The organism is Oleiharenicola lentus (genome assembly GCF_051660365.1).
In the GTDB taxonomy this organism is placed as follows: domain Bacteria; phylum Verrucomicrobiota; class Verrucomicrobiia; order Opitutales; family Opitutaceae; genus Lacunisphaera; species Lacunisphaera lenta_A.
Genome location: NZ_JBOZXB010000001.1, coordinates 573,908 through 600,466, shown reverse-complemented (window position 1 = coordinate 600,466; position 26,559 = coordinate 573,908). Strand labels below are relative to the sequence as shown.

22 protein-coding genes are annotated in these 26,559 nt (G+C 59.6%); 7 read left to right on the top strand and 15 right to left on the bottom strand.

What is annotated here, in order from left to right; genetic code table 11:
• Positions 1-4: 4 nt before the first annotated feature.
• The 9 genes from ACRRQW_RS02195 to pyrF all read right to left on the bottom strand — a co-directional run bounded on the left by ACRRQW_RS02195 (position 5) and on the right by pyrF (position 10,559).
• Positions 5-895, bottom strand: a complete 891-nt coding sequence (locus ACRRQW_RS02195) for an ABC transporter permease (RefSeq protein WP_438479616.1) — start codon at positions 893-895, stop codon at positions 5-7.
• The gene (locus ACRRQW_RS02190) at positions 892-1,809 is read right to left on the bottom strand and encodes an ABC transporter permease (RefSeq protein ID WP_438479615.1); all 918 of its coding nucleotides are present in this window, start codon (positions 1,807-1,809) and stop codon (positions 892-894) included. Before ACRRQW_RS02190 ends, ACRRQW_RS02195 begins: the two co-directional genes overlap by 4 nt.
• A gap of 172 nt (positions 1,810-1,981) precedes the next feature.
• Positions 1,982-3,634 carry a M28 family metallopeptidase gene (locus ACRRQW_RS02185; RefSeq protein ID WP_438479614.1) on the bottom strand — a complete coding sequence of 551 codons (1,653 nt, stop codon included), beginning with the start codon at positions 3,632-3,634 and terminating at the stop codon, positions 1,982-1,984.
• Positions 3,635-3,644: 10 nt separating this feature from the next.
• On the bottom strand, positions 3,645-5,309 hold the full coding sequence (locus ACRRQW_RS02180; RefSeq protein ID WP_438479613.1) for a M28 family peptidase: 1,665 nt from the start codon (positions 5,307-5,309) through the stop codon (positions 3,645-3,647).
• Positions 5,310-5,363: 54 nt separating this feature from the next.
• Positions 5,364-6,998, bottom strand: coding sequence for a peptide ABC transporter substrate-binding protein (locus tag ACRRQW_RS02175; protein ID WP_438479612.1), 1,635 nt, complete (start codon positions 6,996-6,998; stop codon positions 5,364-5,366).
• A 2-nt stretch (positions 6,999-7,000) separates the two neighbouring features.
• Complete coding sequence (locus ACRRQW_RS02170) at positions 7,001-8,617, bottom strand: peptide ABC transporter substrate-binding protein (RefSeq protein WP_438479611.1); 1,617 nt, start codon at positions 8,615-8,617, stop codon at positions 7,001-7,003.
• Positions 8,618-8,632: 15 nt separating this feature from the next.
• Positions 8,633-9,115 (bottom strand): 2-C-methyl-D-erythritol 2,4-cyclodiphosphate synthase, encoded by a 483-nt coding sequence (gene ispF / locus ACRRQW_RS02165; protein ID WP_438479610.1) that lies wholly within the window; start codon positions 9,113-9,115, stop codon positions 8,633-8,635.
• Between the two features lie 18 nt (positions 9,116-9,133).
• Positions 9,134-9,814, bottom strand: coding sequence for a 2-C-methyl-D-erythritol 4-phosphate cytidylyltransferase (gene ispD / locus ACRRQW_RS02160; RefSeq protein WP_438479609.1), 681 nt, complete (start codon positions 9,812-9,814; stop codon positions 9,134-9,136).
• A gap of 46 nt (positions 9,815-9,860) precedes the next feature.
• Complete coding sequence (gene pyrF / locus ACRRQW_RS02155) at positions 9,861-10,559, bottom strand: orotidine-5'-phosphate decarboxylase (protein ID WP_438479608.1); 699 nt, start codon at positions 10,557-10,559, stop codon at positions 9,861-9,863.
• Positions 10,560-10,618: 59 nt separating this feature from the next.
• Here pyrF and ispE point away from each other — a divergent pair, with 59 nt between their 5' ends.
• Together ispE and ptsP are read left to right on the top strand one after the other, a co-directional pair.
• Complete coding sequence (gene ispE, locus ACRRQW_RS02150) at positions 10,619-11,500, top strand: 4-(cytidine 5'-diphospho)-2-C-methyl-D-erythritol kinase (protein WP_438479607.1); 882 nt, start codon at positions 10,619-10,621, stop codon at positions 11,498-11,500.
• A gap of 55 nt (positions 11,501-11,555) precedes the next feature.
• Positions 11,556-13,319 (top strand): phosphoenolpyruvate--protein phosphotransferase, encoded by a 1,764-nt coding sequence (ptsP, locus tag ACRRQW_RS02145; protein WP_438479606.1) that lies wholly within the window; start codon positions 11,556-11,558, stop codon positions 13,317-13,319.
• A 7-nt stretch (positions 13,320-13,326) separates the two neighbouring features.
• Here ptsP and ACRRQW_RS02140 read toward each other — a convergent pair whose 3' ends face one another.
• Positions 13,327-15,876: a DUF3857 domain-containing protein gene (locus ACRRQW_RS02140; protein ID WP_438479605.1), complete on the bottom strand. Its 2,550-nt coding sequence runs from the start codon at positions 15,874-15,876 to the stop codon at positions 13,327-13,329.
• A gap of 183 nt (positions 15,877-16,059) precedes the next feature.
• Between ACRRQW_RS02140 and ACRRQW_RS02135 the strand changes: the two genes are divergently transcribed.
• From ACRRQW_RS02135 to ACRRQW_RS02120, 4 genes are all read left to right on the top strand, one after another.
• Complete coding sequence (locus ACRRQW_RS02135) at positions 16,060-17,004, top strand: transglutaminase-like domain-containing protein (RefSeq protein ID WP_438479604.1); 945 nt, start codon at positions 16,060-16,062, stop codon at positions 17,002-17,004.
• Between the two features lie 114 nt (positions 17,005-17,118).
• The gene (locus ACRRQW_RS02130) at positions 17,119-17,325 is read left to right on the top strand and encodes a DNA-directed RNA polymerase subunit omega (protein ID WP_438479603.1); all 207 of its coding nucleotides are present in this window, start codon (positions 17,119-17,121) and stop codon (positions 17,323-17,325) included.
• A 116-nt stretch (positions 17,326-17,441) separates the two neighbouring features.
• Positions 17,442-19,163 carry a hypothetical protein gene (locus ACRRQW_RS02125; RefSeq protein ID WP_438479602.1) on the top strand — a complete coding sequence of 574 codons (1,722 nt, stop codon included), beginning with the start codon at positions 17,442-17,444 and terminating at the stop codon, positions 19,161-19,163.
• A gap of 100 nt (positions 19,164-19,263) precedes the next feature.
• Entirely contained in the window at positions 19,264-20,352 is a 1,089-nt protein-coding gene (locus ACRRQW_RS02120) for a collagen-binding domain-containing protein (protein WP_438479601.1), read from the top strand.
• A 12-nt stretch (positions 20,353-20,364) separates the two neighbouring features.
• On the opposite strand, the gene ACRRQW_RS02115 is transcribed toward ACRRQW_RS02120, so the two are convergent.
• The 4 genes from ACRRQW_RS02115 to ACRRQW_RS02100 are packed head-to-tail and all read right to left on the bottom strand — an operon-like array spanning position 20,365 to position 23,849.
• On the bottom strand, positions 20,365-20,820 hold the full coding sequence (locus ACRRQW_RS02115; RefSeq protein WP_438479600.1) for a cupin domain-containing protein: 456 nt from the start codon (positions 20,818-20,820) through the stop codon (positions 20,365-20,367).
• A 10-nt stretch (positions 20,821-20,830) separates the two neighbouring features.
• Entirely contained in the window at positions 20,831-21,769 is a 939-nt protein-coding gene (locus ACRRQW_RS02110) for an ArsR/SmtB family transcription factor (RefSeq protein WP_438479599.1), read from the bottom strand.
• Between the two features lie 13 nt (positions 21,770-21,782).
• Positions 21,783-21,965 carry a hypothetical protein gene (locus tag ACRRQW_RS02105; RefSeq protein ID WP_438479598.1) on the bottom strand — a complete coding sequence of 61 codons (183 nt, stop codon included), beginning with the start codon at positions 21,963-21,965 and terminating at the stop codon, positions 21,783-21,785.
• A 39-nt stretch (positions 21,966-22,004) separates the two neighbouring features.
• Entirely contained in the window at positions 22,005-23,849 is a 1,845-nt protein-coding gene (locus tag ACRRQW_RS02100) for a GreA/GreB family elongation factor (RefSeq protein WP_438479597.1), read from the bottom strand.
• Between the two features lie 41 nt (positions 23,850-23,890).
• On the opposite strand from ACRRQW_RS02100, the gene ACRRQW_RS02095 reads away from it, so the two are divergent.
• The gene (locus ACRRQW_RS02095) at positions 23,891-25,207 is read left to right on the top strand and encodes an RsmB/NOP family class I SAM-dependent RNA methyltransferase (RefSeq protein WP_438479596.1); all 1,317 of its coding nucleotides are present in this window, start codon (positions 23,891-23,893) and stop codon (positions 25,205-25,207) included.
• Between the two features lie 96 nt (positions 25,208-25,303).
• On the opposite strand, the gene ACRRQW_RS02090 is transcribed toward ACRRQW_RS02095, so the two are convergent.
• A complete protein-coding gene (locus tag ACRRQW_RS02090) occupies positions 25,304-26,554 on the bottom strand; it encodes an aspartyl protease family protein (RefSeq protein WP_438479595.1) in 1,251 nt (416 codons plus the stop codon).
• Positions 26,555-26,559 lie beyond the last annotated feature (5 nt).

Sequence of the window (26,559 nt, the reverse complement as noted above, 5' to 3'; positions counted from 1 at the left end):
GCGGTTAATCTTTCGCCGAGCGCACGTCGAGCGCGTCACGCAGGCCATCGCCGAGGAAGTTGAGAGAGAAAAGCGTCAGCGAGAAAACGCCGCCGGGGAAGATCAGCAGCCACCAGTATTCTTCCATTTTTTCCGCGCCGTCTTTGATCAGCGTGCCCCAAGAACTCATCGGCGGTTGCACGCCGAGGCCGAGGAAACTCAAAAACGCCTCGAGCAACATCACGCCCGGAATCGTGAGTGTCGTGTAAACGATGATCGGCCCCATCGCATTAGGCAGCAGGTGGCGGAAAATAATCCGTGTGTTGCTGAAACCAAGCGCGCGCGCCGCCTCGATAAATTCCATTTTCTTCAACGCCATGATCTGGCTGCGCACGATGCGCGCCATCGTGAGCCACTCCACCGCGCCGATCGCGAGAAATAGCAGCACGATATTCCGACCGAGAAACACCATCAGCAGGATTACGAAAATCGTGAAAGGCAGCGCATACATGATGTCGACGAGGCGCATCATTGCCGCGTCGGTTTTGCCGCCGAGATAACCGGCAATCGCGCCGTAAACGACGCCGATGGTCAGCGCTACAAATGTGGCGCACAGGCCGACGCCGATCGAGATGCGCCCGCCGTAAAGGATGCGCACAAGCAAATCGCGACCGAGTTGATCGGTGCCGAGCCAATGCGCCGCGCCGGGGGGGGCGAAGGCGTTGGCGAGATTCTGTTCTTCGTAGCTGTAAGCGCTGAACCACGGACCGACCACGCAGAGCAAGCTGAGCGCGATCAGCGTCGCGCCGCCGAAAAGCGCGAGCCGGTTTTTCTTCAACCGATGCCACGCGTCGCGGCCGAGCGAAGACCCACGCTCCAATGTCGCCGGCAGAACTGTGGTCGCGCGCGTGCTCATTCGAATTTCAACTTCGGGTTGAGCCACACTTGGACGACGTCGACCACGAGATTCATGATGACGATCAAGCTCGCGTAAAGGATCACGGTGCCGAGCACGAGGAAGTAGTCGCGATTGCCCGCGCTTGTCACGAACTCGCGGCCAAGACCGGGGATTTGAAAAATGGTTTCGATGACAAAAGAGCCCGTGAGAATGCCGGCAATCGCCGGCCCGAGATACGAGACGACCGGTTGCAACCCGCCGCGCAGCGCGTGGCGAAACACGATGCGCGATTCCGAGGCGCCCTTGGCGCGCGCGGTGCGCACAAAATCCTGATTCAGCACTTCAAGCATGCCGCCGCGGGTGAGCCGCATGATCGACGCCGCGTAAACCAAACCGAGCGTGAGCGAGGGCAGCACGCGGTCTTCCCATACGAACCAGCCCGAGGCATTTACCCAGCCGAGGTGAATCGCGAACAGCAGCACGAGAATCGGCCCGAGGACAAACGTCGGCACGCAGATTCCCAATACGCCAATGGAACTGGCGAAATAATCGAGCCACGTGTTGCGCCGCACCGCCGCCAGCGTGCCGAGCGTGAGGCCAATCACCAACGCGATCAGCAGCGAGAGTCCGCCCAGTTCGAGCGACACGGGCAATTTTGCGCCGATGATTTCGGTGACGGTGCGGTTGGAATATTTAAACGACGGGCCGAAGTCGCCCGTGAAAATGTTACCCAGGTAGGTGACGTATTGTTTCCACAGTGGCTGATCCAAACCGTAGTGCGCCTCGATGTTGCGCATGATTTCCGGCGGGATGGCTTTCTCGCTTGTGAACGGCCCGCCGGGCATGAAATGCACCATAAAAAACGTCGCCGTGATAATCACGAAGAGCACAGGGATGACCTGCAGCAGGCGGCGGGCGATGAAACGAAACATGGTGAGGCGAACAGACTCCAGAATTCGCGGGAGGGAATCCAGACGGAAGTTTGGCGCTAGGTCGGGTTATTCACTATTAACCGCGAAGGCACAGAGACACCAAGATAACCAAAAGAGTTATCCACCACTTTGTCTCTCTGTGTCTCTGTGGTTCAAATTTACCTGAGGGCGCTCACTTCTTCAGCATCGCGTCGCGCTTCGGTTTGAACTCGTTGCCGGCGCGCCATTCGGGCCACGTGTCGCCGTTGGCGATTCGCAGACCGACTTTTAAGAGAAACTCTGTGTCTTGCGCGGCGCCTTCGAACGTCCAGTTGGGTTGCACTTCGTCGCCGGGTTTGTGGTAGCGGTTGGCGATGTATTCGGCGGCGTTCTTCTCGGCGAAATCGGCGGGCTGCCCGATGTAGGTCGTGCCGTTTTTCGGGTAATACGAAGGCACGCCGACTTTCGCGAACTCGAAGTGGTCGCTGCGGTAATACGAACCGCGCTCGGGATGCGGTTCGGGTTTCATCTCGCGGCCTTGTTCTTTAGCGACGGCGATGCCGATGTCGTCAATCGTCGACGCGCCAAACCCAATCGTCGCCATATCGCTGGTCGGACCGAACTGATTCGCACCGTCCATGTTGATGTTCGCGACGGTCTTTTCGAGCGGATAGAGCGGGTTGGTGGCGTAGTAGCGCGAGCCGAGCAGGCCTTTTTCTTCTGCGGTGACGGCGAGGAAAATGATGCTGCGCTTCGGACGTTGCTCGGCGGGCAAAGCGATGAAACCTTGCGCAAGTTCGAGCATCACGGCGACGCCGGCGGCGTTGTCGGCCGCGCCGTTGAAGATTTTGTCACCGGGCAAACGCGGGTCGATGCCGAGGTGATCCCAGTGCGCGGTGTAGATAAGATATTCGTTTTTCAGTTTCGGGTCCGAGCCGGGCAAGATGCCGATGACGTTTTTCGAGGCGACGTTGCGCAGTTCGTTTTCAACGGTGAACGTCGCTTTGGCGCCGAGCGCGATTGGCTTGAAGTCGCGCTTGAGCGCCGCGGCTTTGGCGAGGGCGAAATCTTTTCCCGAGGCGGCGAAGAGGCGGTGCGTGGCGTCAATGGTCAGCCAGCCCTGCATGGCGACGTTGCCGGCATTTTTGTCGAACGCGCTGACTTCGAAATTTTCGCGCGTCCAGCTGTTGACCACGACGGCGAACGGATACGCGGCCGGTGTGGTTTCGTGGACGATGAGGCAGGCAATCGCACCCTTCGCGGCGGCGATTTCGTATTTGTAAGTCCAGCGTCCGTAATAGGTCATCGCTTTACCGCCGAAAACTTTTGAATCGAGCGCGCCGCTGGCGTCGGTGATGGGGGGATCGTTGATCAGCATGACGACGGTCTTACCGCGCACATCGACGCCCTTGTAGTCATCCCAACCGAATTCCGGCGCGACGACGCCGTAGCCGACGAAAACCACGTCGGTATCCTTCCCGCCGACTTTTTCTTCGAGCCGACTCGATGGGGCGACGAAGTCGTTCACGTTTTCCATGGTGAGCGTGCGCCCGTCTAAAGTGAACGAAAGGGTCGGCGTCGATTGGATGCCGACGAGCGGCGCGTTCTGAATATAAGTGCCGTCGGGATTGCCGGGCAGCAGGCCGATTTTTTTGTATTCCTCGATCAGGTAGGCGACGGTTTTTTCTTCGCCGGGCGAACCGGGGGCGCGGCCTTCGAATTCATCGGAGGAGAGCACCTTCACGCGTTCGAGGATGCGCGCGGCGGAAAATTCTGGTTTGGACTCGGCGGCGAAAGCGAAGGTCGCGGTGCTGGCGAGTGCGAGGAGGGTAAGGAGGCGTGGCATGGTTTTAAAATTATTTGGTGGCCGATTTGTAGCCAGCGTCGCGGATGGCTTTAAACTCTGAACCGAGTTTCCATTCCGGCATCGTGTCGGCGTTGGCGATGCGCAAGCCGAGGGCGAAGAGGAAGCGGGCGTCGTGGGCTGCGCCTTCACACGTCCAGTCGGGGCGCACGTCGTCGGAGATTTTGTGATAATCGTTTTGCAGGTAGTTGAGGCGGCGCTGGCGTCCGGTTTCAGCAGGAGCGCCGATCACCTCGAGACCGGAACGCGCGAAAAATACCGGCACGCCGGCCTTGGCGAATTCGATATGGTCGCTGCGGTAATAATATCCCTTCTCGGCTTCGGAGTCGGCGCGCAGCACGCGGTCTTGTTGGTGCGCGATTTCAATGGCGTAGTCGTCGATCGTGGAGCGGTTGCGTCCGACGATTTCGAGGTCGCGCGTGGGCTCGTAAGCCGGTGCGGCATCGAGCGGCTCGAGGTTGATATTCGCGGCGGTGCGCTCGAGGGGATAGAGCGGATTTTCGGCGTAGAATTTTGAACCGAGAATTCCTTTCTCTTCATACGTCGGAGCAAAAAATAGCAGCGAGCGGCGCGGCGGGTGGGCGGCGGCGACTTCGGCGATGTCGAGCATCATGGCGATCGCGATGGCGTTGTCGGCGGCACCGTTGAGAATTTGATCGCCGCTGCGGGTCGGGTCGCGGCCGTAAGCGTCCCAGTGTGCGGAATAGACGACGTATTCGTCGCGCAATTTCGCATCGCTGCCCGGAAGCAAGCCGACGACGTTGCGCGAGACGACGTCACGGATCTTGTTTTCAACCGCATACTCTGCGCGGGCGCCGAGTGGCACGGGGCGAAAATCGCGTTGGGCGGCTGCGGTCTTCAACGCGGCGAAGTCGTGGCCAGCGGCGACAAATAATTGTTTCGCCGTATCGAGCGTCATCCAACCTTCGACCGCGACGCGTTGCTCGCTGCTGGCCGGCGTGCCGACGTCGAATGTCTCGCGGCCTGAGCCGGCGGCGATCACCGCGAACGGATAGCCCGCCGGGCCGGTTTCGTGGACGATCAACACGGCGGCGGCGCCGTGAGCGGAAGCGTTTTCAAATTTATACGTCCAACGACCGTAGTAAGTCATCGCGTGGCCGCCGAAAACCGCGTCGCTGAGCTTGCCGGTTTTCGCGTCGAGCACGGGCGGATCGTTGATGAGCATGACGACGGTTTTGCCGCGCACATCGACGTCCTTAAAATCATCCCAGCCAAACTCCGGCGCGGTCACGCCGTAGCCGACGAAGATCACCTCGTTGTCCTTCAATTCAATATGCTCCTGCCGTCGACGTGAGAGCGCGATAAAGTCGATGCCGACTTGAGGCGTGAGCGTTTGCGTGCCGACCTTAAATGTAAGTGAGGACTGCGAAGTGATGCCGGCGCTTTTGACTGCTTGCACGAAAGTCCCGTCGGGATTGCCGGGCTGGAGACCGATTTTTTTGAATTCCTCGGTGAGATACGCGATGGTCTTTTCCTCGCCAACCGTGCCGGGGGCGCGGCCTTCAAACTCGTCGGATGCGATAATCTTGGTGCGAGCGAGAATGCGCTGCGCAGAGATGTTCGCGGCGGGCTCGCTGGCAAAACCCGTCGCGCAAAGCGCGAGACCCAAGCACGAGACGATGATTTTTTTGCGCATGAGGAATAATTTACCCGTGACCAAAACTCCGCCGATGACAGGTCACCGGGCCTGTTACTTGAGCGAAACGTCCTGATAAAAGCGCGTCCACAAGCGGTCGGCGCGCCAGTTCTGAACGTTGGGCTGCACGAGGAAATTCTGCGTGTTGAAATAAAGCGGGATGACCGGCATATCGCCGAGCAGAAGTCGTTCGGCGGCTTGATACGTGGTCGTGCGTTTTACCGGAGCACTTTCGCGGGTGGCTTCGCTGACGAGGCGATCGTAGTCCGCATTGCTCCACCGGGGATAGTTGCCGTGATGGCCGGTTTTGAATTCGGAGAACAAGTTCGAGGCGCCGTCGTAATCCGGAATCGCGGTCATGAACGCCAGCGTGTAATCGCCGGCGGCGAGCGCCGCGAGGTGCGTGCTGGCTTCGCGTTGGGCGATCGTGACGGTGATTTTCAGTTCGCTCCACCACATCTGCTGAATCGCTTCGAGTTGCGCGGGCGCGACACCCCACGTGGTGAGTTCAAGTTTGGGGAAACCGCGGCCTTCCGGGAAACCCGCTTCGCGCAGCAGGCGGCGTGCGGTTTCGGTGTCTTCGGAGATTTTTTCCGAGGGCAGGTAACCGCCAAGGCCGTGGTGCACGAAGTTGAACGCGGGCTCTTGATTGCCTTGCAACACGTGCTCGACGAGCGCGCGGCGGTTCAGCGCCAGTGACAACGCGCGACGCACGCGGCGATCATCGAGCGGCGGCCGGCTGGTGTTGAGTGAAATGTAACGAATCTCGTGCAGCGGCACCGTGCGCAGTGGCGACGGTTCTTGCGCGCGGTAGGTGCTGATCTTGGCCGCAGGCGCGGCCATGGTGACATCGAGCTGGCCGCTGCGGAAGGCGCGCTCTTCGCTGTCGCCGTTATCGTAGGCGAGCAGGCGGATTTCTTCCAACTTCACGCGGGTCGCGCTGTGATATTTCGGATTTGGTTTGAGTTCGATGTCACGATTCGGCCGCCACGCGGAGAGTTTGAAGGCGCCGTTGCCGACAAAGTTTTCCGGCGCAGTCCAGCGTGTGCCGCGTTGATCCATGCGACCGGCATTTTCGATGGTGGCGGAGTGCACCGGAATCCACGGGCCGCTGGCGACGATGGCGGGGAAATCGGCGACAGGTTCGTTTAAAACAAATTCCAAAGTGCGGTCATTCAGCGCGTGGACACCGACGGCGGAAAAGTCGCGCATGCGTCCGGTGTAGAATGCCTCCGCGTTTTTGATGGGAAAGAAAAGCGACGCCTTCGGTGCGGCGAGTGACGGCGACAACGCGCGGTGCACGGAGTAAACGAAATCCCCGGCGGTAACGTGATCGCCGTTAGACCACGTGGCATCGGCGCGAAGTTTGAAGGTGTAGGTCAGGCCGTCAGCCGACGCGCTCCAGCTTTCCGCGACGGCGGGCACCGGTGCGCCGCCTTCAGGGGAAGGCGTAAGGAGGCCTTCGCTCAGTGCGCGGATGACGAAAAACTCGTCTGGCAAGGTAGCGAGGTGCGGGTCGAGCGAAGCCGGTTCGTTGCGCTGGGAGATGCGCAGGATTTGGGTGCCGGTGGAGTCGGCGCGCTTCGAGCAGCCTGAGAAGGCGAGGCTCGCGACGCAGAGCAAACACCAGAAGCTGCGCGTGAGTTGAGATTTTTTTGCGACGCGGAGGTGTTTGCTGCGGTTGAGCATAATCAAGGTTCCAGTGAAACGTGCCGGTAGTCGACGTGATCGCCGGGGCTGGGCATCCAGCCTTTGACGGACGGCTGCAGAAGATACACGTGGCTGTTGAAATAGACGGAGGCGATTGGGGCCCCGGCGATCATCAGCAGTTCGGCTTGCTGGAGAATTTTTGCGCGTGCGACGATGTCGCCGGTGGTTGCGGCGCGATTCATCAGCGCATCGTATTCTGGGCTGCCCCAGCCGGTGTAATTGTTACCCGAGTCGCTGCGCCAGAGATCGAGGAACGTCGTAGCGTCGAGATAGTCACCGATCCAATCGCCGAATAAAATCTGGTAGTTGCCCGCGCGGCGGTTGGCGAAGACGACTTTCTTTTCTAAATTCACGAGGCTGACATTTACGCCGAGATCGCGGCGCCACATTTCCTGCACGGACTCGGCGACGAGGCGGAGAATTTCGGAATTGTCCAAAGTGACTTCGAAAATCGGCAGGCCTTTGCCGTCGGCGTAACCGGCTTCCGCGAGCAGGCGTTTTGCGGTGTCGAGATCGCGCGGCGGGAGCTCTGGCGCGGTGTAATCAGGCATTTCCGGCGGCACGAAGGACGGCGCGGGGCGCTGGCCGCCTTTCAGGATTTTCTGGGTGATGCTGGCGCGGTCGATCGCGAGGGAGAGGGCGCGGCGCACGCGCGGGTCGTTGAGCGGCGCGGTGCGGGTGTTGAAGCGGAAGAAGTAGGTGTTGAGATACGCATCGATGCGGAGCGCGGCGGATTGGTCGCGACGGTAGCCGTCCACTTTCGAAAGCGAGAGGCTCCACGTGGCGTGCAATTGTCCGGCGCGAAATGCCTTTTCCTCGGAGTCCACGCTGTCGGTGGGATAAAACATGATGCCGTTGAGCTTCACGTTGTCGCGATCCCAGTAAGTGGCCGACTTCACCGTTTCGATGCGCTCGTGGAGCGACCATTTTTTCAGGTGAAAAGGCCCGCTGGTGACGATCGAGTGAGGCTTGGTCCAAGGCGTGCCGCGCACGTAAGCGTTGCCGATTTTTTCGATGGCGCGGACGTTGACCGGACGGAAAGGGGAGTTGAGTAAGATCTGCGGAAAATACGGCGCAGGGTTCGTGAGCGTAACGACAAAGGTGCGAGCGTCGGCGGCGGAAATTCCGACCGAGGCAAAATCCGTGGTCTGGCCTTTGTTGAACGCTTCGGCGCCGCGAATCACGTAAAACATATAAGCGTTATCCGCGCCGAGCGTCGGCGTGAGCACGCGACGCCACGCGTCAACGCAGTCCTGGGCGGTGATCGTTTCGTCATTCGACCACTTCGCGCCGGCGCGCAGGTGGAACGTGTAAGTCAGTCCATCCGGCGAAACGTCCCAGCGTTCCGCGAGCGCGGGCACGGGTTTCAAGGTCTTCGGATCGAAGTTTAACAGCGGCTCGAAAAGCGCGTGGATGATCTTGGCTTCGCCGATGCCATTGACGACATGCGGATCGAGATCGGAGGGTTCGGAGCCCACGCTGAAGTAGAAAATCCCTTCGCGATTGCCCTGCGACACCGGCGTCTCGCGTTTGCGGCAGCCCGCTTCGAAGAGGCTGAGAGAAATCAGGAAGCAGGCGGCAAACAGTTTGAGGCGCATGTAAACGGAGGCGGATTAAATTTTTTCGATGAGCGCGACGGCGTGAGCAGCAATAGCAAGGCCTCGGCCAATGTCGTCGGAGCCTTCGTTGGTGGTGGCTTTGAGGCCGATGGCACCGACGGGCAGGCCGGTGGATTTGGCGAGGGCGGCTTTCATATCGGCGAGACGCGGGGCGATTTTGGGTTTTTCCGCGATGAGCGAAGCGTCGATATTGGCAGGCGCCCAGCCGCGTTCGCGCAACGCGGCGACGACGCGCTGCAGCAGGAGCTGCGAATCGATATTTTTAAACTCGGGATCGGTGTTCGGGAAAAAATGTCCGATGTCGGGCAGGGCAGCCGCGCCGAGCAGCGCGTCGCAAATGGCATGGGTGAGCGCGTCGGCGTCCGAATGGCCATCGAGGCCGAAATCGCAATCGAACGTCACGCCGCCGAGCACGAGTTTGCGTCCGGGCACTGTGCGGTGAATGTCGTAACCGTGACCGATGCGGAAATTGGCCATGAGCGTGCGCGGAAAACTTTAAGCGTCAGACTGGTTGATCAGGAACTCCACGTAAGCGAGGTCGGCGGGCGTCGTGATTTTCGGATTTGGGTGCGAGTTTTCCAAAAGCGCGACGGGGTGTTTAAGCGCTTCGACGGCGGCGGCGTCGTCGGTGATGGCGAGTTTGCGCTCCGCGACGCGCGCGTAGGCGCGGCAAATCAGATCGCGCGAGAAAACCTGCGGAGTTTCCATCGCCCAGAGGTGTTTGCGGTCGAGATCGCGCAGGTGGCCTTCGCCGCGATGCTGTTTGATGGTGTCGGTGACGCGATGCGCGAGAACCGCGGCGTCTTCACGGCGGACAATTTTGTGCAGGCCGATGAGATGCTCAACGCGCACGAGCGGGCGTGCGCAGTCGTGAATGAACACGTAGGCGACATCGTCGGGAAGTTCGGCGAGCGCAGCGGCGACGGAGTGTTGACGTTCGCTGCCGCCGGGGACGAAAAGCGTCGGCGTCGGCGCGTAGGCGGAGAGTTCGACCATCTGGGCCTGGTCGCGGTAGGTGACAATGAACGTATCGATCACGCCGCTGCGAAGGAATGTCGCGGCGCTGTGCGCGAAGACCGGTTTGCCGGCGAGGGGAGCGAGGATTTTGTCGGTGACAAAGCCGCTCATGCGGCGGCTGCTGCCTGCGGCGAGAAGAATAGCGGCGGTGCGGGACATCGAGGCGAGTTGAGGGTTGAGGGCTGAGAGTTGAGAGCTCGATTGCTCAGGCCGATGAAAGCTCGGAAAGAATGGCGCGCGCGGCGGCGGCGGGGTCGGCGGCCTTTAAAATCGGACGACCGACGACGATGTAGGTGGAGCCGGCGCGCGCGGCGTCGCCGGGTGTCATGATGCGTTTCTGGTCGTCGCTGCCGGCTTCGCTCGCGGAGCGGATGCCCGGCGTGATGAGTTGGATTTCGGTCGGAAGTCCTTTGCGCAGTAATTCGACTTCGAGCGGCGAGCAGACGAGCCCGCGCACGCCGGACGCGGCGGCAAGTTTGCCGAGACGCACGACTTGCTCGGGCGACGTGGCGTTAACGCCGGTTTCGCGCAGGCCGGCGTCGTCGGTCGAGGTGAGCACGGTGACGCCGAGAATGAGAAGGTTCGGGTTGGTTTTCTTTTGCGCCGCCACGGCGGCACGCATCATTTCGCCACCGCCGCAGGTGTGGATGGTGAGCATCTGAATCGGCAGCGGGCCGAGCGACTCGACCGCTTTGGCGACAGTGTTGGGAATGTCGTGGAGTTTCAGATCCAAGAAAACGTTAAAGCCCAGGTCGGCGACTTCGCGCACATAGGCGGGGCCGTAAGCGGTGAAGAGTTGGAGTCCGATTTTCACCCAGCGGAGTTGGCCGCGTAACTGCTGGAGAATGGGCGCGGCTTCTTCGCGCGTGGGGACATCGAGGGCCAAAATTAAGTCGCAAGCCATGTTTCTAGAGGGATAACGTGAATGCAAATTTCCCTATCCGCCATGCTTTTTTCTGCCTCGTGAACCGCGCGATTGAATTTTCACCGGCCAAGCTGAACCTCTTTCTCGCCATCACTGGGCGGAGGGCGGATGGATTCCATGATTTGGTGTCGGTCGCGACGCGGTTGAGTTTCGGCGATGAACTCGTGGCGGAGGAAAACTCGGCGGGGAAATTCACGTTGGAGTGCAACGTCCCGGAAGTGCCGGTGGATGCGTCCAACTTGGTGTTGAAAGCAGCGTTGGCATTCGCCGCCGCGACGGGCTGGAAGGGCGGTGCGCATTTCAAGCTCACCAAGCGGACGCCGATGGGCGCGGGGCTCGGTGGCGGCAGCAGCAACGCGGTCGCGGCGTTGCGGGCGTTGAACCGGCTCGCGGAGCAACCGCTCGACGAGAATCAGCTGGCGGAGATCGCGGCCACGCTCGGATCGGACTGCGTGTTGTTCTTGAAGAATGCCCCGGTCGTCATGCGCGGGCGCGGCGAGCGGGTGGAAGTGTTGCCTGAACGCGCGTCGGTGCGTCTGCGTGGTCGGCGGGTGTTGGTGTTTAAACCGAGTTTGGGGATCAGCACGCCGTGGGCTTACAAGCGGATGATCGCCCGCGGCGCGGACTATTTGCCCGGAGCTGACGCCGAAGCGCGGCTCGCGACGTGGCTGGCCGGTGACGAACGGGCCGAAGCCTTGGTTTTCAATAACATGGAGCCGGCGGCGTTTGAGAAATACCTCGCGTTGCCGGTGACGTTGGAGGCGATGCGGCGCGAATTCGGCGTGGTGGCGCGGATGAGCGGGAGCGGCAGTGCGTGTTATGCATTGTTAGGTGACGATTTCGCGACGAAGCCGTTGGTCGCGTGGTTGCGGGAGCGTTGGGGAGACGCAATTTTCGTGCAGGAAGCGACGCTCGCCTAGTTCCGCATTGACCGCGTGACGTCGGGATTGATTAATCCGCATGCCCTTTCGGCCCATGGATTCACGCAATAAAAGCGAAATTATCATCCAGGGCATTGCTGCTTCCCGCGGCATCGCCTACGGGCAGGCCTTTCTCTATTTGCAGAGTGAGCTGGAAATTCCGCGTTACACGGTGGATCCGGATAAGCGCGTCGCGGAAATCGCGCGCTTCGAGCAGGCGCTCGTCGTAACGCGTCAGCAAATTTCGAAAATTCAGGCGCAGGTCACGCAGAACCTCGGCGAGGAAGAGGCGCTGATCTTCGATGCGCACCAGATGGTGCTCGAAGACCAGGCGCTCATCGGCGAGACGATCCGCGATTTTCAAAAATCGGGACTTAACATCGAGACGTGTTTCAACGCGGTCGCGGAGCGTTACATCCGGGCGTTTGCCGAGATCGACGACGAGTATTTACGCGAGCGCGCGGCGGATATCAAAGACGTCGCCAAGCGCGTGTTGCACGTGCTGCTCGGCCAGGCGGCGATGAGCCTGACGGAGTTGGTGGATAAGCGCATCATCGTCGCGCACGACGTTTCGCCTTCGGAAGCAGCCGGCATCGATCGCAGTGCGGCGCTGGCGATTGTGACCGATGCAGGCAGCCGCACCAGTCACGCGGTGATTGTGGCGCGGTCGATGAAGATTCCAGCGGTCGTCGGCACGCGCGATCTCACCAAAAAAATCAAGAATGGCGACTGGTTGATGGTCGATGGCTACGAAGGCATCATCATCGTCAACCCGAGCGAGCAGACGCTTTTCCGCTACGGCAAGATTCAGAAGGCGAAAAAGTCGTTCGAGTCGCGATTGATGTCGGTGAACGACATGGCCGCCGAGACGGCCGACGGCGTGAAAGTCACGCTCCGGGCAAACATCGAAAAGCCCGACGAAGTCGCGCTCGTGAAAGAATACCACGCGCAGGGCGTCGGTCTTTACCGCACCGAATTTCTTTTCCTCAGCTCCACGAAAATTCCGACCGAGGAACAGCAATACGCCGCTTACAAAGAGATCGTGGCCGGACTCGCGCCCGCGCCGGTGACGATCCGCACGCTCGACGTCGGCGGCGACAAACCGTTGCCGGGCGATCCGCATTTGATCGGGCCGGAGGCGAATCCGTTTCTTGGTTTCCGCGCGATTCGGATGTGTCTCGAAAATCCGGAGATGTTTAAAAATCAGTTACGCGCCATCCTGCGGGCGAGTGCGCATGGCAGCGTGGAACTGATGTATCCGATGATCAGCGGCGCGGATGAACTCGATCGCGCCAACGCGATGCTGGAGGAAGCAAAGGCAGATCTGAAGAAACGCGGGCAACCTTTCGACGAGAAGATGAAGGTCGGCACGATGATCGAAATTCCGAGTGCGGCGCTCGCGGGCGATGTGCTGGCCGAGAAATGCGATTTCTTCAGCATCGGCACGAACGATCTCATTCAATACTTGCTGGCGATCGACCGTGGTAACAACCGTATCGCGCATCTCTACGATCCCGCGCACCCGGCGGTGTTACGTGTGTTGAAACAAGTCGTCGAAACCGGTCATGCGCACGGTCGCAAGGTCAGCGTGTGCGGCGAGATGGCGGGCGATTCGGTTTACGTGCCGCTCTTGCTCGGGCTCGGGGTCGATGAACTCAGCATGACGCCGACGCTGTTGCCGGCCGTGAAGTTCCTGATCCGCGCGATGAAAATGAGCGACGCAAAGAAGCTCGCGGAGGAAGCGCTCAAGCAGACCGATCCGAAGAAAACTTTCGCGCTAATCGAAGCGTTCTACAACCAGCACGTGAAGTCGGAGTGAGCCTCGGTCAGCACGTGAAGGTGGCTTTCACCCGACGGGAAATGCAGAAGTAGGGAATCCAGATGAGCGCGGAGCCGGCGGCTTGCACAATGGTTTTAAAGCTTTCGGCGTCCGCAGCGGCTTCGGTCGGGACCTTGAGCAGTTGGACGAAGACTTCGTCGAAAGCGTAGATGAGAAAAGTGAGCGTGAGGTGCGCGATCATCATTTTCGGAAACGTGCGTTTGCGCCGGTAAAATAGAAATACGTTCGTGGAACTCAGGCCGATCATGCAGAGGTTACCGATCAGTTCGAAGGCGAGCAGGCCCACCATGGCGGGTTGGTAAGTTGTGTAGTCGCTGGAGCTGTAGGCGAGCCAGGTGCGATAATCGTAGAAATTCGCTGCGTTGGGGCTGAACGAGACGAGCAGGCGAAGCGGAGTGAGCGTAACGCCGATCGCGACAAAGATGAGCCACCCATTGATGCCTTCGAGCGAAGATTTTTCCAACGGCGGAGGTTGGAGCGCAGGGCGCTGATTGATCCAGATACCGAACCACAGCCACGCGCCCAAAACGATCACGGTGACCGTGACGATGATCCAACTGAGTTGGAATTCGTTCATCTGGCGAGTGACCTTTAAATTGCGAGTGAGGGTGTAGCCGACGGAGGCGCGGATTTTTTCGAGGTTCGCGACGTGCTCGCTGATTTTGTCGGCGGGCACGTGGTCGGAGAGCGACTGCCAGCGATAATACATTTCGAACGTGCGATCTTGGTAGTTCGTCCACGCGGTGAACTTATACCAAGGCGACTCGGTCGCATTTTTTTCGTTAGTGAGCAGCCAGTCGTCGGGAAATTTGACGAATGTGTGCACTGTGGTGTCGGTCGGATGAACGAGGGCGAGCGGAGAGTTGCGGGTCAGGCTCTCGGGTTGCACCACGCAACTGTTGATCGCCCACGGATAAAATTCGGCAACGATCACCTCGGGGTTGGACTGGGGTTTCCACAAGTTCCGGACTTCGGCGGTGTAGGTGAGCTCGATGCCGTTTTTTGTGGCGTCGTCTTTCCAGATTGGCGGGTTGGAAAAATTGGCGTCCGGGTGGCTGCGTCGCAAACTGTCGAGGTAATCGCGTTGAATCACATCGGGCGTCGAATTGGTGAGATAATAGCGCATGTTCTCGGCGGCGGAGCCGTGAAACTGATAGCGCGCGTCGAGAGCCACGGGTTTGGTGTAGTCGGAAATCGTGTAATTTTGCGTGAGGACAATCCGCGGTTGCGCAGCGGCGTGCGCGGGGATTTCGATCAAGTCGGTGGTGTTCGGCAGAATCGGCAGACCTTTCGTGAATTGGTCGGGTTCGCGCGACTCGAGGTTGCCGCGTTGGTAGCCGCGCGTGGGATCGACGATGTAGGTGCGTTTTCCGATGACGATGCCCGCGATGACGTGGTTGAACGCGTAGGGAGTGGGCTGACGCTGATCGATCGTGTGCACCTGATAGGAATTCACGAGAATCGGATGGGCGCTGATTCCGATGGCTTTGAGCAACGCGCAGAGGAGATAGACCTTGTCTTTGCAGTCACCGAAACGCTGGTCGAGGACTTCGGCCGGTAGATGCGGTTGATGGGAATTAGGCCCAAGTTCGATGCCGAGGTAACGCACTTCCTGTTGCACGAAATCGAGCACCGCCGCGGCGCGGGCGAGATCGCTTTTCAAGCCCTGGGTGATCTCGCGGGCTTTTTCTTCAATGGCTGGTGTCGCCGATTTTTCCAAATCGTAGAGCGGCAACGCCCACGTCACGACATCGGCCCAGTTCGCGAAGTCGCTCATCTCTAAATAGGGAAATTGCACAAACCAGGCGGGCGCGTCGGCGTCGTAACGGATGGGTTTGAGATCGCGGGCGTTCCACTCGAATTCGAGCGTGTTACCGGAGATCAATTGCTGGGTTTCTTTGAAATCGGTCGGGCTCTGCATCGTGAATGCAAAAGGACGGGAAGGTGTCGGCACGAGGAGACGCAGACGTTGCTGCTTGAGCGGCGAAGCCCAGCCCAGCGACTCGGTTTCGATAAAGCGGCCCGCGAAAACCGGATTGGCGCCGCGCGTAGTGGACGCGTATTCGACGATGTCGCCCACGCGCACGTCGCGAAGGAGGAGGAGCGCGGAGATTTTTCCGTTATAGAGTTGCCGGTCGGATTCGCGCTCTTGCTGGAGAAGTTTGAAGTCTTTCCGGATTAACCGGTCTTGCGAACGACCGTCACGCCACACTCGGATAAAATGGTAAGTGAGCGTTTCGTAGGAAGGATCGAAGAGCGCGGAAATCTCCGCCGCTTGTCCGAGACCGGCTTGCGCGGTGACGCGATACGCGATGTGTGACGTCGAGGAGTGACTGGCGACGTCGATCTGCCGGTCGAGGAGCAGGAAGGAAATCCCCGTAGGCGAAGAGGCGGGATCAACGGCGGTGCGGCTCGCGGTGGTGAGATCAAGCACCTCGGATTTGAACCAAGCGGGCGATTCGGCGATAAAGATATCGGGAGTTTCGTGAGCCGCCGCGAGGCGGAGCGCGCTCAGTAACAGGGGAAATAAAACCAAGAGCCGAAAAGCACGGAAGGTGGGAAGCGTCATGCAGCGCGCAGCAAACCATCGGGCGAGCGGGCGGCCTGCAATGCTTTTAGGGCGAGGGTGGCGCCGCGTTTGCTTCAAGCGATGAGTGATCGCGCCGGTCACGCGAATACTGACGGACAAGGAATAGCGTTTGCTACTTGTCGGGTTGTAATGCCCTTTCAAACCCACATGGCCACGGTTGCACTTCCTTCTCCGAAATTCGATGTGACGGTGCGCGTGGGCTGCAGCCTGACTTACGAGGTTTCGGGTTCGGCAATGCTTCTGCTGAACCTGCGCCCGCTCGCGAATCGCAACCACTCAGTCGTCTTCGAGGCGTTCTCGCTCGGGAATGGTCTGCAATCCGAGCTGTTCACCGACAGTCACGGGAATCAGGTGTATCGCGTGAAATTGCCGAAGGGCATGCACTCGTTTCGGCACGATGCAATTATCTCGGTGTCGTCGCAGCCGGATAATCACGACCTCGTCGATCGCTCAACGCACTTGCCGGCCGACCTGCCGCCCGCGGTGTTACGTTACACGTTGCCGAGCCGTTACTGCGATTCCGATAAGTTGATCAATTTTGCGTGGGAAAAGTTTGGCCAGGTCGAGCACGGCTGGCCGCGCGTGCAGGCGATCAGCAAATGGCTGCATGAGAACATCGAGTATCGTTACGGCTCGGGCGGCTCGGATTTGTCGGCGTGGGATGTGTTACAACGCGGTTATGGCGTCTGCCGTGATTTCGCGCATCTCGCCATCGCGCTGAATCGCACCTTCAACATTCCCGCCCGCTACGTCACGGGGCATTTGCCGGATATCGGTTTTCCTGACCCGGAGAATCACATGGATTTCCACGCGTATGCGGAGGTCTATCTAGGCAATGAGTGGTTCACGACCGACGCGCGCTTCCATGTGCCGCGCATCGGACGGATCAAGGTTTCGTGCGGCCAGGACGCGGTCGATGGGGCGTTTTCGACTATCTACGGCGGCGCGAATTTGTCGTATTTCCAAGTGTGGGCTTACCAAGTGCCGCGCGGCACGGTCGGCGTGGGCGATGTATTGGATTTTTCGCGGCGCATCGACAATCAGTGGACCGTGCAGACCGATCCGGCGCTTTGAGCTGACGCGATAATCGTTCGAAGCGAATGGCCCGCGAACGAGTTGGCCATTCAGCGTCCGTCAATCCGCGATATACGTCGTGTTACGCGGCAATCGTTTTTAAGCTGGAGATTCATGAGAGACGAATACCTGCAGGAAGCCCGCAAAGTCATCCCCGATCCTTACATTCTGGTGAATGTGATCTCTCGCCGGGTGAAACAGCTTCGCCGCGGCAGTCGTCCGCTGGTCGAGTCACTTGAAAAACTTTTGCCTGAAGACGTCGCGATGCGCGAAATCATCGAAGGCAAGATCAGCTACGAGTTGAGCGACGCCGAGAGATAAGTTGGACGGGTTGGCGGCATTAGGCTGCCTCTAGATTCCGGCTGGCTTGGATTTTGCTGAAGCAATTGGGCTTGAGCGGCGTCTTTTAATTTGCCGCGTTTATTTTCCGGCAATTCATGCGTCGCCTCTGGCAAACTCTCCGCGCCCGCTGGGCTTACACCACTGACGGATGGTCGTCCGTGCAACGGGAGCTGACGTTTATCGGAAGCGCCATGGTGATTTTGGGCGCGCTCGCGGCGGCGGGATATTTTTTCGCAATGCCGCAATGGCGTGCGTGGCAGCAACGGCGCGTGCTCGATCAAGTGCGGCTGCACGCGCAAAACGGCGATTACGCCGCCATGATGCTCGCCTTGCCGCTGGTCGTGAAACTCGCGCCGAATGATCCGGAAACGTGGCGTGCAGCTGCTCACTATTTAGCGATGACTGGATCGGCCGAAGTGATTCCCGTGCGCCAACAGTTATTGCGCGTCGCCCCGCATGATACGGTGGCGCGGCTCGCCCTTGCGCGCGATGCATTGGCATTGGGCCAGCCGACCGTGGCCGATGCGGCGTTGCGGGAATTGCCCGATGATGAGCGCAAGCAGATCGAATTTCACCGGCTCGCGGCGATGTTGGCCGCGGCGATGGGCCGCACGGACGAACTTGAAACGCATCTCGCGGCGGTGATTGCCGCCGTGCCCAGTGATGCGGATGCGCGATTTAATTACGCGATGAGCGGGCTGGGAAGTCCGGTCGCCACGACGCGCGAGCGGGCGCGGACGATGTTGGAGGCGCTGACCGCCGAGCGAAGATTCCGCGTGCGCGCGGCGATCGCGTTGCTCACGGATACGGCGGGGCAACGCGATGCGCGGCGCATGGAGGAATTGCTCACGTTTTTGCTCGGCCGATTTGCGCCGGGTGCGGTGGCGGATTTCAACAGCCCGGGCGTGCCGGGCTGGGAGGCTTTGATCACCGGGTTTAAAGAGAGGGCGGTTTCGCGCGAAGACGTAGCGCTGCTCGGGCGCTGGCTCGCGGATAGCGGCCGGCCGCGCGAAGTGATTGCTTGGCTGGAACAGTTGCCCGCGACCGTCGCGCGTGCGCCCGAGGTGATGGATTTGCGCGCGGAATTGTGCGCGAGCATCGACGATCTGGACCGATTGAAGGCGTTGCTGGCAGACAACGCGTGGGGCGAATGGCCTTTGCCGGCGCAGAAGTTGGCGATCGAATCGCGCACTTTGCACCTAGCCGGCCAGGAATCGCAGGCGCGCGCGACGTGGGTTCACGTCGAAGTGGCGGGTAATTATTCGCTGGCGACGCTGCGTTCGATGGCGCGATTGGCGACCGCTTGGCGTGATGTGGCGGGGGCCGAGCGTGCGTGGCGAAGCGTATTGGCGCGGCATCCGAATGCGATGGATGCCTATGTCGAACTGCGCGGGATTTATGAAAAACAGGATGACCTCGCGAAGCTGATCGCGCTTTACGAGGCGTGGTCGCGTCGCGTGCCGGGCGAGGCGACGGTGGAAGCGCAATGGATCGCGTTGAGTTGCCTGCGCAAGACCGTCGATGCCGCGATGGCGGCACGGGCGGAGAAATTGCTGGAGGAATCGCAGGGATATAAGCCCGCAGTCGTCGCGCTGGCGGCGGTGCGTTGGGAGCAGCGTCGTTTTGCGGAAGCGGATGCGTTGATGCGGGCGTTGAGCCCGAACGACCTTGCGAATCCCGCGATTGCATTCTGGCGGGCGTTGATTTCGGCGGATTTGGGGCGTCGGGAAGAGTTCTTAAGCGCAAAATCGGTGGCCCAACGCAGCATTTTGTTAAAGGAGCAGGCAAAATTGTTGCAAGACGCTGATTTTAAGTAATTTGAGATTAATTTTAGCATCGTGATAAAATTATTTGCCATTGGTGCAAATAATCCGAGGTTCTAGGGGTAAATACTCATATCGAGTAAATACCCAGTAAATGACACGCTTCTTAATCCACTGCCGAATTCTCGCCGCCTCTTTACTGGCGGTGGTGGCTGCGGCAATGGGTGGCGCACAGTCGGTGGTGCAATCGGTCAATACCGTCGATCAGCTGATGAGGAATTATAATCTCATCAGTTTCGGCAACGCGACCTTCACTCAATATGGCGACACGGAAGGCCCGATCGCGGTGAAGGGGAATCTGTATTTGGACGGCGGCACGATCGCGGCGCATCCAAACAAATACGGCGCGATGACCGATCCGTCTTTGTATGTGGGCGGGCAGCTCACGATGAGCAATTTCGTGCATTTGCAGAGTGGCTATGCGTCGACGCCGAACTTGACCGGTTCTTGGAATTGGGACGGCACGCAGGAACGACTGACGGGGGGAGGCGGCACGCTCAGCACGTCGAACACCAGCGATCCGTTGGGTGGTGTCGATCCGCGTAACAATCCCGCTCCCGCGAACTGGAATTGGACAACATTGCAGAATAACCTGACAACGGCCTCCCAGGTTTTTTCCAATGCCACCGCGACGGGCTTGATTGGCGTAAGTAACAACACACTCAACTTCAGCGCGGGCAACCAGACGAGTGGCGTGGTCGTATTCGACTTCAATATGAACCTGCTGAACGGCAACCAATACAATGGTCAGTCCTTCAGCAATATTGGCGTCAATGTCCCGGCGAACATGAATTTCATCATCAACGTGATCAACGCCGGCGGGCGCACGTTGTTTGGCACGGGCAGCGGCATCAATTTCAACACGCCTTCCGGTTACGAACGCTTGCTGTGGAATATCGAGGCGACCACCGGCCAGGTAAATATTGGCAACGGCGGGCAATTTTACGGCAGCATCCTCGCGCCCCAGGTCGACCTGAATAACGCGGGCAATACTGCGATCACCGGTCAGGTGGTGGCGAAGTCCTACGATCACGCGGGCGCAGAACTCCACTACGGGGGCTTCACGTCATCGGTGGTGCCGGAGCCTTCCACTTACGGACTGATTTTACTCGGCGCGGGTGGCGCGCTCGTCGGATTCGTGCGCTGGCGTCGTCGGAAAAACGAGACGTCGCGCGCGGCGTAATCGCTTGGCGATTTAGCGCGGTGCAGGCGTCACGACGCTAAACGGCACGCCTTTGCTGCTCAGCGCGAACAGGATGATTTTGCACGACTCCGTGCCTTTGTTGGTGCCGTTGTGGAGAATGTTTACCGCTTCCGCGATTGCCTGGCCGGCGGCGTATTCGTGCACCGTGCCATCTTCGAGTTCGACGGAAATTTTTCCGGCGGCGACATAACCGTAACAGGCGACGGGATGCTTGTGCCAACCGGTTTGTTTGCCGGCGGGAATCTCCACCATAACCGCGGTGACTTCAGGTGAGTCGCTCGTCGCGTAAACGATCGGTTGGCCCGCGCCGGTGGTCGTCGTCTTCATGAGCTGCGTGACTTTCACGCCTTCGCTGTAAGGTTTCGCCACGGGCTGCTGAGCGGTGCTGGTGAGCGCGAGGCCGAAAGTGAATGAGAGCGCGCAGAGGAAAAGACGGGAGGTAGTCATGGGATTAAATTTAACGCGCGGCTTTTACGCCGACTGCGAGCAAGGTTTCGAAATAGGGTTCGTTTTCTTCGCGAGAAACCGCGGTGACTTCGACTTTTTGGAAGCCAGCTTTTTTGAGAAAACCGTGCAGCGTGTTCTCGCTGAATCCCAGCCACAGGTCGCCGTAAATTTCGTGAGCTTTCTCGAAATTGTGATCCTTCAAATCGAGCACGAGTAACTGACCGCCCGGTTTGAGAATGCGAAACGCCTCGTCGACGGCCGCTTGGGGGTGGCTCGCGTGATGGAGCGCTTGCGAAAGAATTGCCAGGTCGACGGACTTTTCCGGCAACGGGACTTTTTCGATGTCGCCCAGTTTGTAGGTGAGATTCGCGAGCCCGTTTTTGCGGGCGAGCTCGGTGCCCACTTCGACCATGCGCTCGGAGTTGTCGATACACCAGACGCGCGCGGCGCGTTGTGCGAGGAGTTGCGAGAGGAGTCCTTCGCCGGCACCGAGATCGGCGACGGTGATGTCTGGCACGAGCCGCAACGCGAGATGACCGATGGCTTCCCACGAGCGGCCAGGGCAATAATTTTTCCCAAGCTTGCCGGCAATTAAGTTGAAATATTGTTCGGAAACGCGGCGGCGTTTTTGGAGGGCGCGATCGAGATTGTCGCGATCCTCGGAAGACTCGGGCAACTCAGCGACGGATTCGCACGCGGCTTTGAGTAGGGTGAGCAGGCGCGGACTGAGGTCGGCGCGCAGTGAGTAGAAAGCTTTTTTGCCGTCGCGGCGGTCGCTGACGAAGCCGGCTTGGCGGAGCAAGGCGAGTTGCGATGAGATGCGCGACTGCGCCATGCCGAGAATTTCCTGCAGTTCGGCTACAGACAGTTCTTCCTTCAAAACCAACGCGAGCAGCCGGAGGCGGGTCGGATCGGACAGGATTTTAAGAGTGTCCCAAGAGGAGTTCACGGCGGGCAGAGATCTAGGCGGCGCGAGGCCACAGCGCAAGCAACCGCTGCGAATCGAGCCAATCAAAGGAGAAACGAATCGCACGAATTCCACGAATGGGCGAGCCGCTCTCCTTCGCTTCGTGTTCGTGGAAATTGGTGTAATTCGTGTGCCGGCCTTTGCTGGGTTGCCGGTGGCCAATAAAAAAGCCGCGCATGGCTGCGCGGCTTTGAAAATGAACTTTCGGAGACGAAGCTTACTTCGCGTCGGCGTAGCGGTTGATACCCGCGAGTTGGTATTCGTGCTGCACGCCGGCGATCTTGAGCTTCACGTGTTCGCCGATTTTTTTGCCCATGAGCGCCTGGCCGAGTGGGGTCTTGTAGGCGATGCGGTGAGCTTCCGGATCGCTGTCCCACGCGCCGAGGACGGTGTAGCGAACGGCTTTGCCGGTGGCGACGTCGCGCAAATCGACGATGGTGCCGACGCTGACTTGTTCGGTCGTGGCTTCGGTGAAGTCGGTGATGCGGGCGCGGGCGAGATCGCGTTCGAGCTGGGCTTTCTGGCCCATGAGCACGGACTGATCTTGTTTCGCCATCTTGAACTCGGAGTTTTCCTTGAGATCGCCGTGTTCGCGAGCGACGGAGATCGCCTTGGAGTTGTCGGGGATGCGCTTCGAGACGATTTCTTCGTATTCGACGCGTTTCTTTTCGTAGCTGTCGCGCGAAACGAGGAACTGTTCGTCCTTCGTGTCGGACTCGCCGGAGACGAGCGACTGGAGCGACGGGAAAAGTTTAATGAAGCGGGCGAGGAGCGATTTTTTGGTGAGCTCTTCGAAGCCTTGGTTGAGCAGCAGGGCGTTGCCGAGATCGCGCGCGGTCTCGGTGTCGGCGGCGGCGAGCAAGTCGGAGATCAAATCGGCGTCGTCGCTGAGCGCTTCGCCGAGCGGGATGCGGCGGGTGCCGGCGGATTGCAGCGCTTCGTAATCGATCGCGAAGAAAATCGCGCCGAGGAGGCGAGGCGTGACGAGATCGTTGAGCAGCTTGCCGAATTTCTTCGAGTGGCGATTCTTGATGATCCAGAGGAGCACCGGCGCTCGCAGATTTTGTTCGCTCTTCCAGCGGTTGAGCGTGGCGGCGAGCTCGGCGGCCTCGCCGTTTTCCATGAGGAAATTAATGCACTCGGTCGTGAACTTGCCTTGGGAAGTCTTGAGGAGAGCGAAAACGATTTCGCGCCACTCGAGCGGGTGCGTCTCTTTGACGAGATCGAGAAACTTGGATTGGAAGTGAACCGGGATTTTCTCGGCGATGCCGGAGAGACCGCGGACTTCCTTGATGAGGTCGGACTGGCTCGGAGCGGACGGAGCGGCGTGGCCGAGGATCTTGGCGAGTTCGTCGCGGACGAAAGCTCCATACAGACGCTCGGAGGGGTCGATCTGATTGCTGTCGCGGACGGATTCCGTGATGCCGGCGAGGACTTGGCCGAGGGCTTGTTTCGATTCTTCCTTGATGGAAGCGGCGAGGAGATCTTCGGCGAGCGAGATGCGGCGGCGGGCTGAGCGCGTGTTGGAGAATTCCTCCATGATCTCGGTTTCAGCGGAAACCGGTTCGTCGCGGACGATGTAAGCTTCCGTCTTCTTGACCGGGACGCCGACGCGCGGGTCTTTGACCAGCAGTTTCTTAAGGCTGGAGAACCACTTCTTGAATTTTTCTTCGCCGACGACTTGGGCGAGGACGATTTCGAGCTCGATCGCGCTGGCGGCTTTGCCCGGGTAGGCGGAAAGGGTGTCGATGACGAGTTGCACCGGGTCGTTTTCGACGAGGTCGGCGACCTTGGCGGTGTCGGTTTCCTTGCGGGCGAGAATATGTTTGGCCGGGAGGACATCCATGCTGCCGACGCAGAACGCCGGATCCATGGAGTGACCTTTCTTGGTCTTGAAATCGATGATCAGCTTCTGGTTGGCCTCGTCGTAGCTCTTGATTTGGCCGAATCCCCAGCTGCGGTGGACGACGTAAGCACCCGGTTCCATGGCCTCTAACTTGGCTTTGGACGCTTTGAGGGCGGAGTGTTTGGCGAGGACCGCGGAGATAGCTTCAGAATTCATAATTGCGTAAAGAGTCGGTGAACCGATTAGTAGAGGGCACAATGCAGCACGATGTCAAACAGGGTTTAGAAACGGGCGGAGCCTCGCCAAAACACGCTTTCGGAGGCTGGGAAGCCGCCGTCGGTTTGGCGGAACGCTGGCTGGCCCGGGCCGAGCGCGTGGACGCTTTGCTGGAAGGACTTCCAAAAGGGCTCACGGGGCAGGAACGCGCACGCGCGCAGCAGCTTTTTTACGGTGTCGTGCGCTGGGCGACGCGCCTGGAATGGGCCTTGGCCGGCCTGATGTCGCGCCCGCCACGCACCAAGGTGAAAGCCGTGCTGATGATCGCTGGTTTCGAGCTGTTGGAAGGGGGCAAAGATTCCGTCGCCAAGGTCATCCATCATGCGGTCGAAAAAGCCAAAACCGTCGCCAGTGCCAAGGAAGCCGGGCTCGTGAACGCCGTGATGCGTAAAATGGCCGCCAAGCTCGCCGAGACGCCGCCGGATCTCGCGACGGAGTTTGCGCATCCAGAGTGGCTGGTCGCGCGCTGGAATCTGCAATTTGGCGCCGAAACGACGCGCAAGCTTCTCGAATGGAACCAGCAGCCCGCGCCCGTTTATGTGCGCTGGCGCAAGGTCGACGAAGCCGTGCCGGAGTTTCTAACGCCGACGCAATGGTCGTATTTTTACGAAGTCACGGCGGGCAAATGGGACGAAGTGCGCCGCCTCGCGGGCGAGGGCGCGCTCTATGTGCAGGATCCGTCGACGCGCTTGTGCATCGACTTGCTCGCGCCGCAACCGGGCGAAGTGATTCTCGATGCGTGCGCCGCGCCCGGTGGGAAAAGTTTGTTCATCGCTGATCGCATGCAGACCGGCCGCATCATTGCGCTCGATGAACCAGTGGCGCCCGGGAAAAGCGATATTCGCCTCGTGCGTTTGAAGGAAAATCTCGCGCGTGCTCCCGCAGGCGTGGACGTCGCGCTCGTGCAGGCTGACTTGCGCAAAGTGAACACGGTTTTCTATCGCAACTTGAATTTGCCCGAGAGTTACGACGCGGTGCTCGTCGACGCCCCCTGCTCGAACACCGGCGTGATGCGCCACCGCATTGATGTGAAATGGCGTCTGCAGGACGGCGATTTCGCGCGGCATGCCGAACAGCAACTCGAACTGCTCCACGCGGCGGCGCGACTGGTGCATCCGGGCGGTCGCCTTGTTTACAGCACGTGCAGCGTCGACGCGCAGGAAAACGAGCAGGTGCTCAAAGCCTTTTTCGACAGCCGCGCCGGTGGGCCGTTTGAATTGGAAAAAAGCGTTCAGGCCTACCCGTGGAAAGACGGCCACGACGGCGCAGGGGCGTTTTTGCTCAAGCGGAACGGGTGAGCGAGAATGTTGCTGAGTGGGGCCCGCTCTCCGAGCGGGCCGCTAGGGGTTGTTATCGCATCGGCCTGCCCGGAGGTCAGGCCCTACCTCTCTACCTCACGGCACCAACTCGAAGACTGGAATCTCGAGATCGGTTTCCTTCGCGCCGTTGACGAACGTGAAGGTGACTTTTGGCGCGGTCTTCAGCAACTCGGCGTAACGTTCGAACGTCCATTTCTCGACCAGTTCGCCGTTGATGCGCACGCAAAGATCGCCGGCGTGCACGGGGAGTTGGGCGGTCGGTGTATCGGGGATGACGCTCAACACGCGCCAATAAACATCGGCGCGGGAAAACGAGATGCCCGCACTGCGGCGTGGCTCCATCGTGATCGTGCCGTCGCCTGTGCGCGTGAAAGTGACCTGACGCCGCCGTTGGTCGAAGGTCACTGCGAAATGCCGGAGAAACTCGCCGCCGATCGACGAGAGTTGTTCGGTGAGATCGACGATCGGTTGGTCGACCGCATGCGTGCCGATGAGCACGGTTTGATTCAGGCGACCGGTGAGCTGGCGTTGGTTGCCGCGCAAAGAGGAAATCAAAGTGCCGACGCGCGGGCCGTTGGCGAATTGGGGATGCAGGCCGACGGGATTTAAATTCAGGCTGCCGTCGCTGCCGGAATCGATGAGGGCCATGAAAGATTCGTTGCCCATCTGCAGCGGGATCATCGGGCGGTTTTGCTCGTCGTTAAACGCGATTGTCGAGACCCGCGCGGTTTGCTTCGGCAACGGTGCGAATGCCGCAGGATAGGGCGCAAGGATGAGACGCTTGTTGGGATAATCGAGTGTGAGCAGCGAGTCGCGAAACAGCGGAAAGCCCAAAATGCCATCGATCGTTACGCCGAGATGATTGGAGACTTCTGAGCAGTCAAAAATCACCGCGGCGACTCGGTTGAAAGTCGAATCGCCCAGCCGCACGCGTCGCAACAAAACGGACTCCAGTTCGATGTCCTGACCGGCGGCGGAGCGCACGCGGATCTTGGCGGCGAGTTCACCTTTGCGCGGCTTCATGCCGAATTTTTTGGCGATTTCCGGCGAGACGAGCGAGGTGCTCGAACCGGTGTCGACGAGGAAACGATACGTGCGGCCGTCGTCCCATTTCGTTTCGATGAGGAAGAAGTTCGAAAGGATCTTCGCGGGAATCACCGTGCCGCTCGGTTCGATCAGGCCGCGATTCTGCGATTGAAACGGCGAACTGGAGCATCCGGAAATAAACAAAATCACCGCCAGCGCGACCAGCGTGAGGATGAAATCCTTGCGGAGCAGGATAGGGCGCGAAAGGGAGCGGTGGGAGTGTAGAGCGGACGAGTTCACTAAAG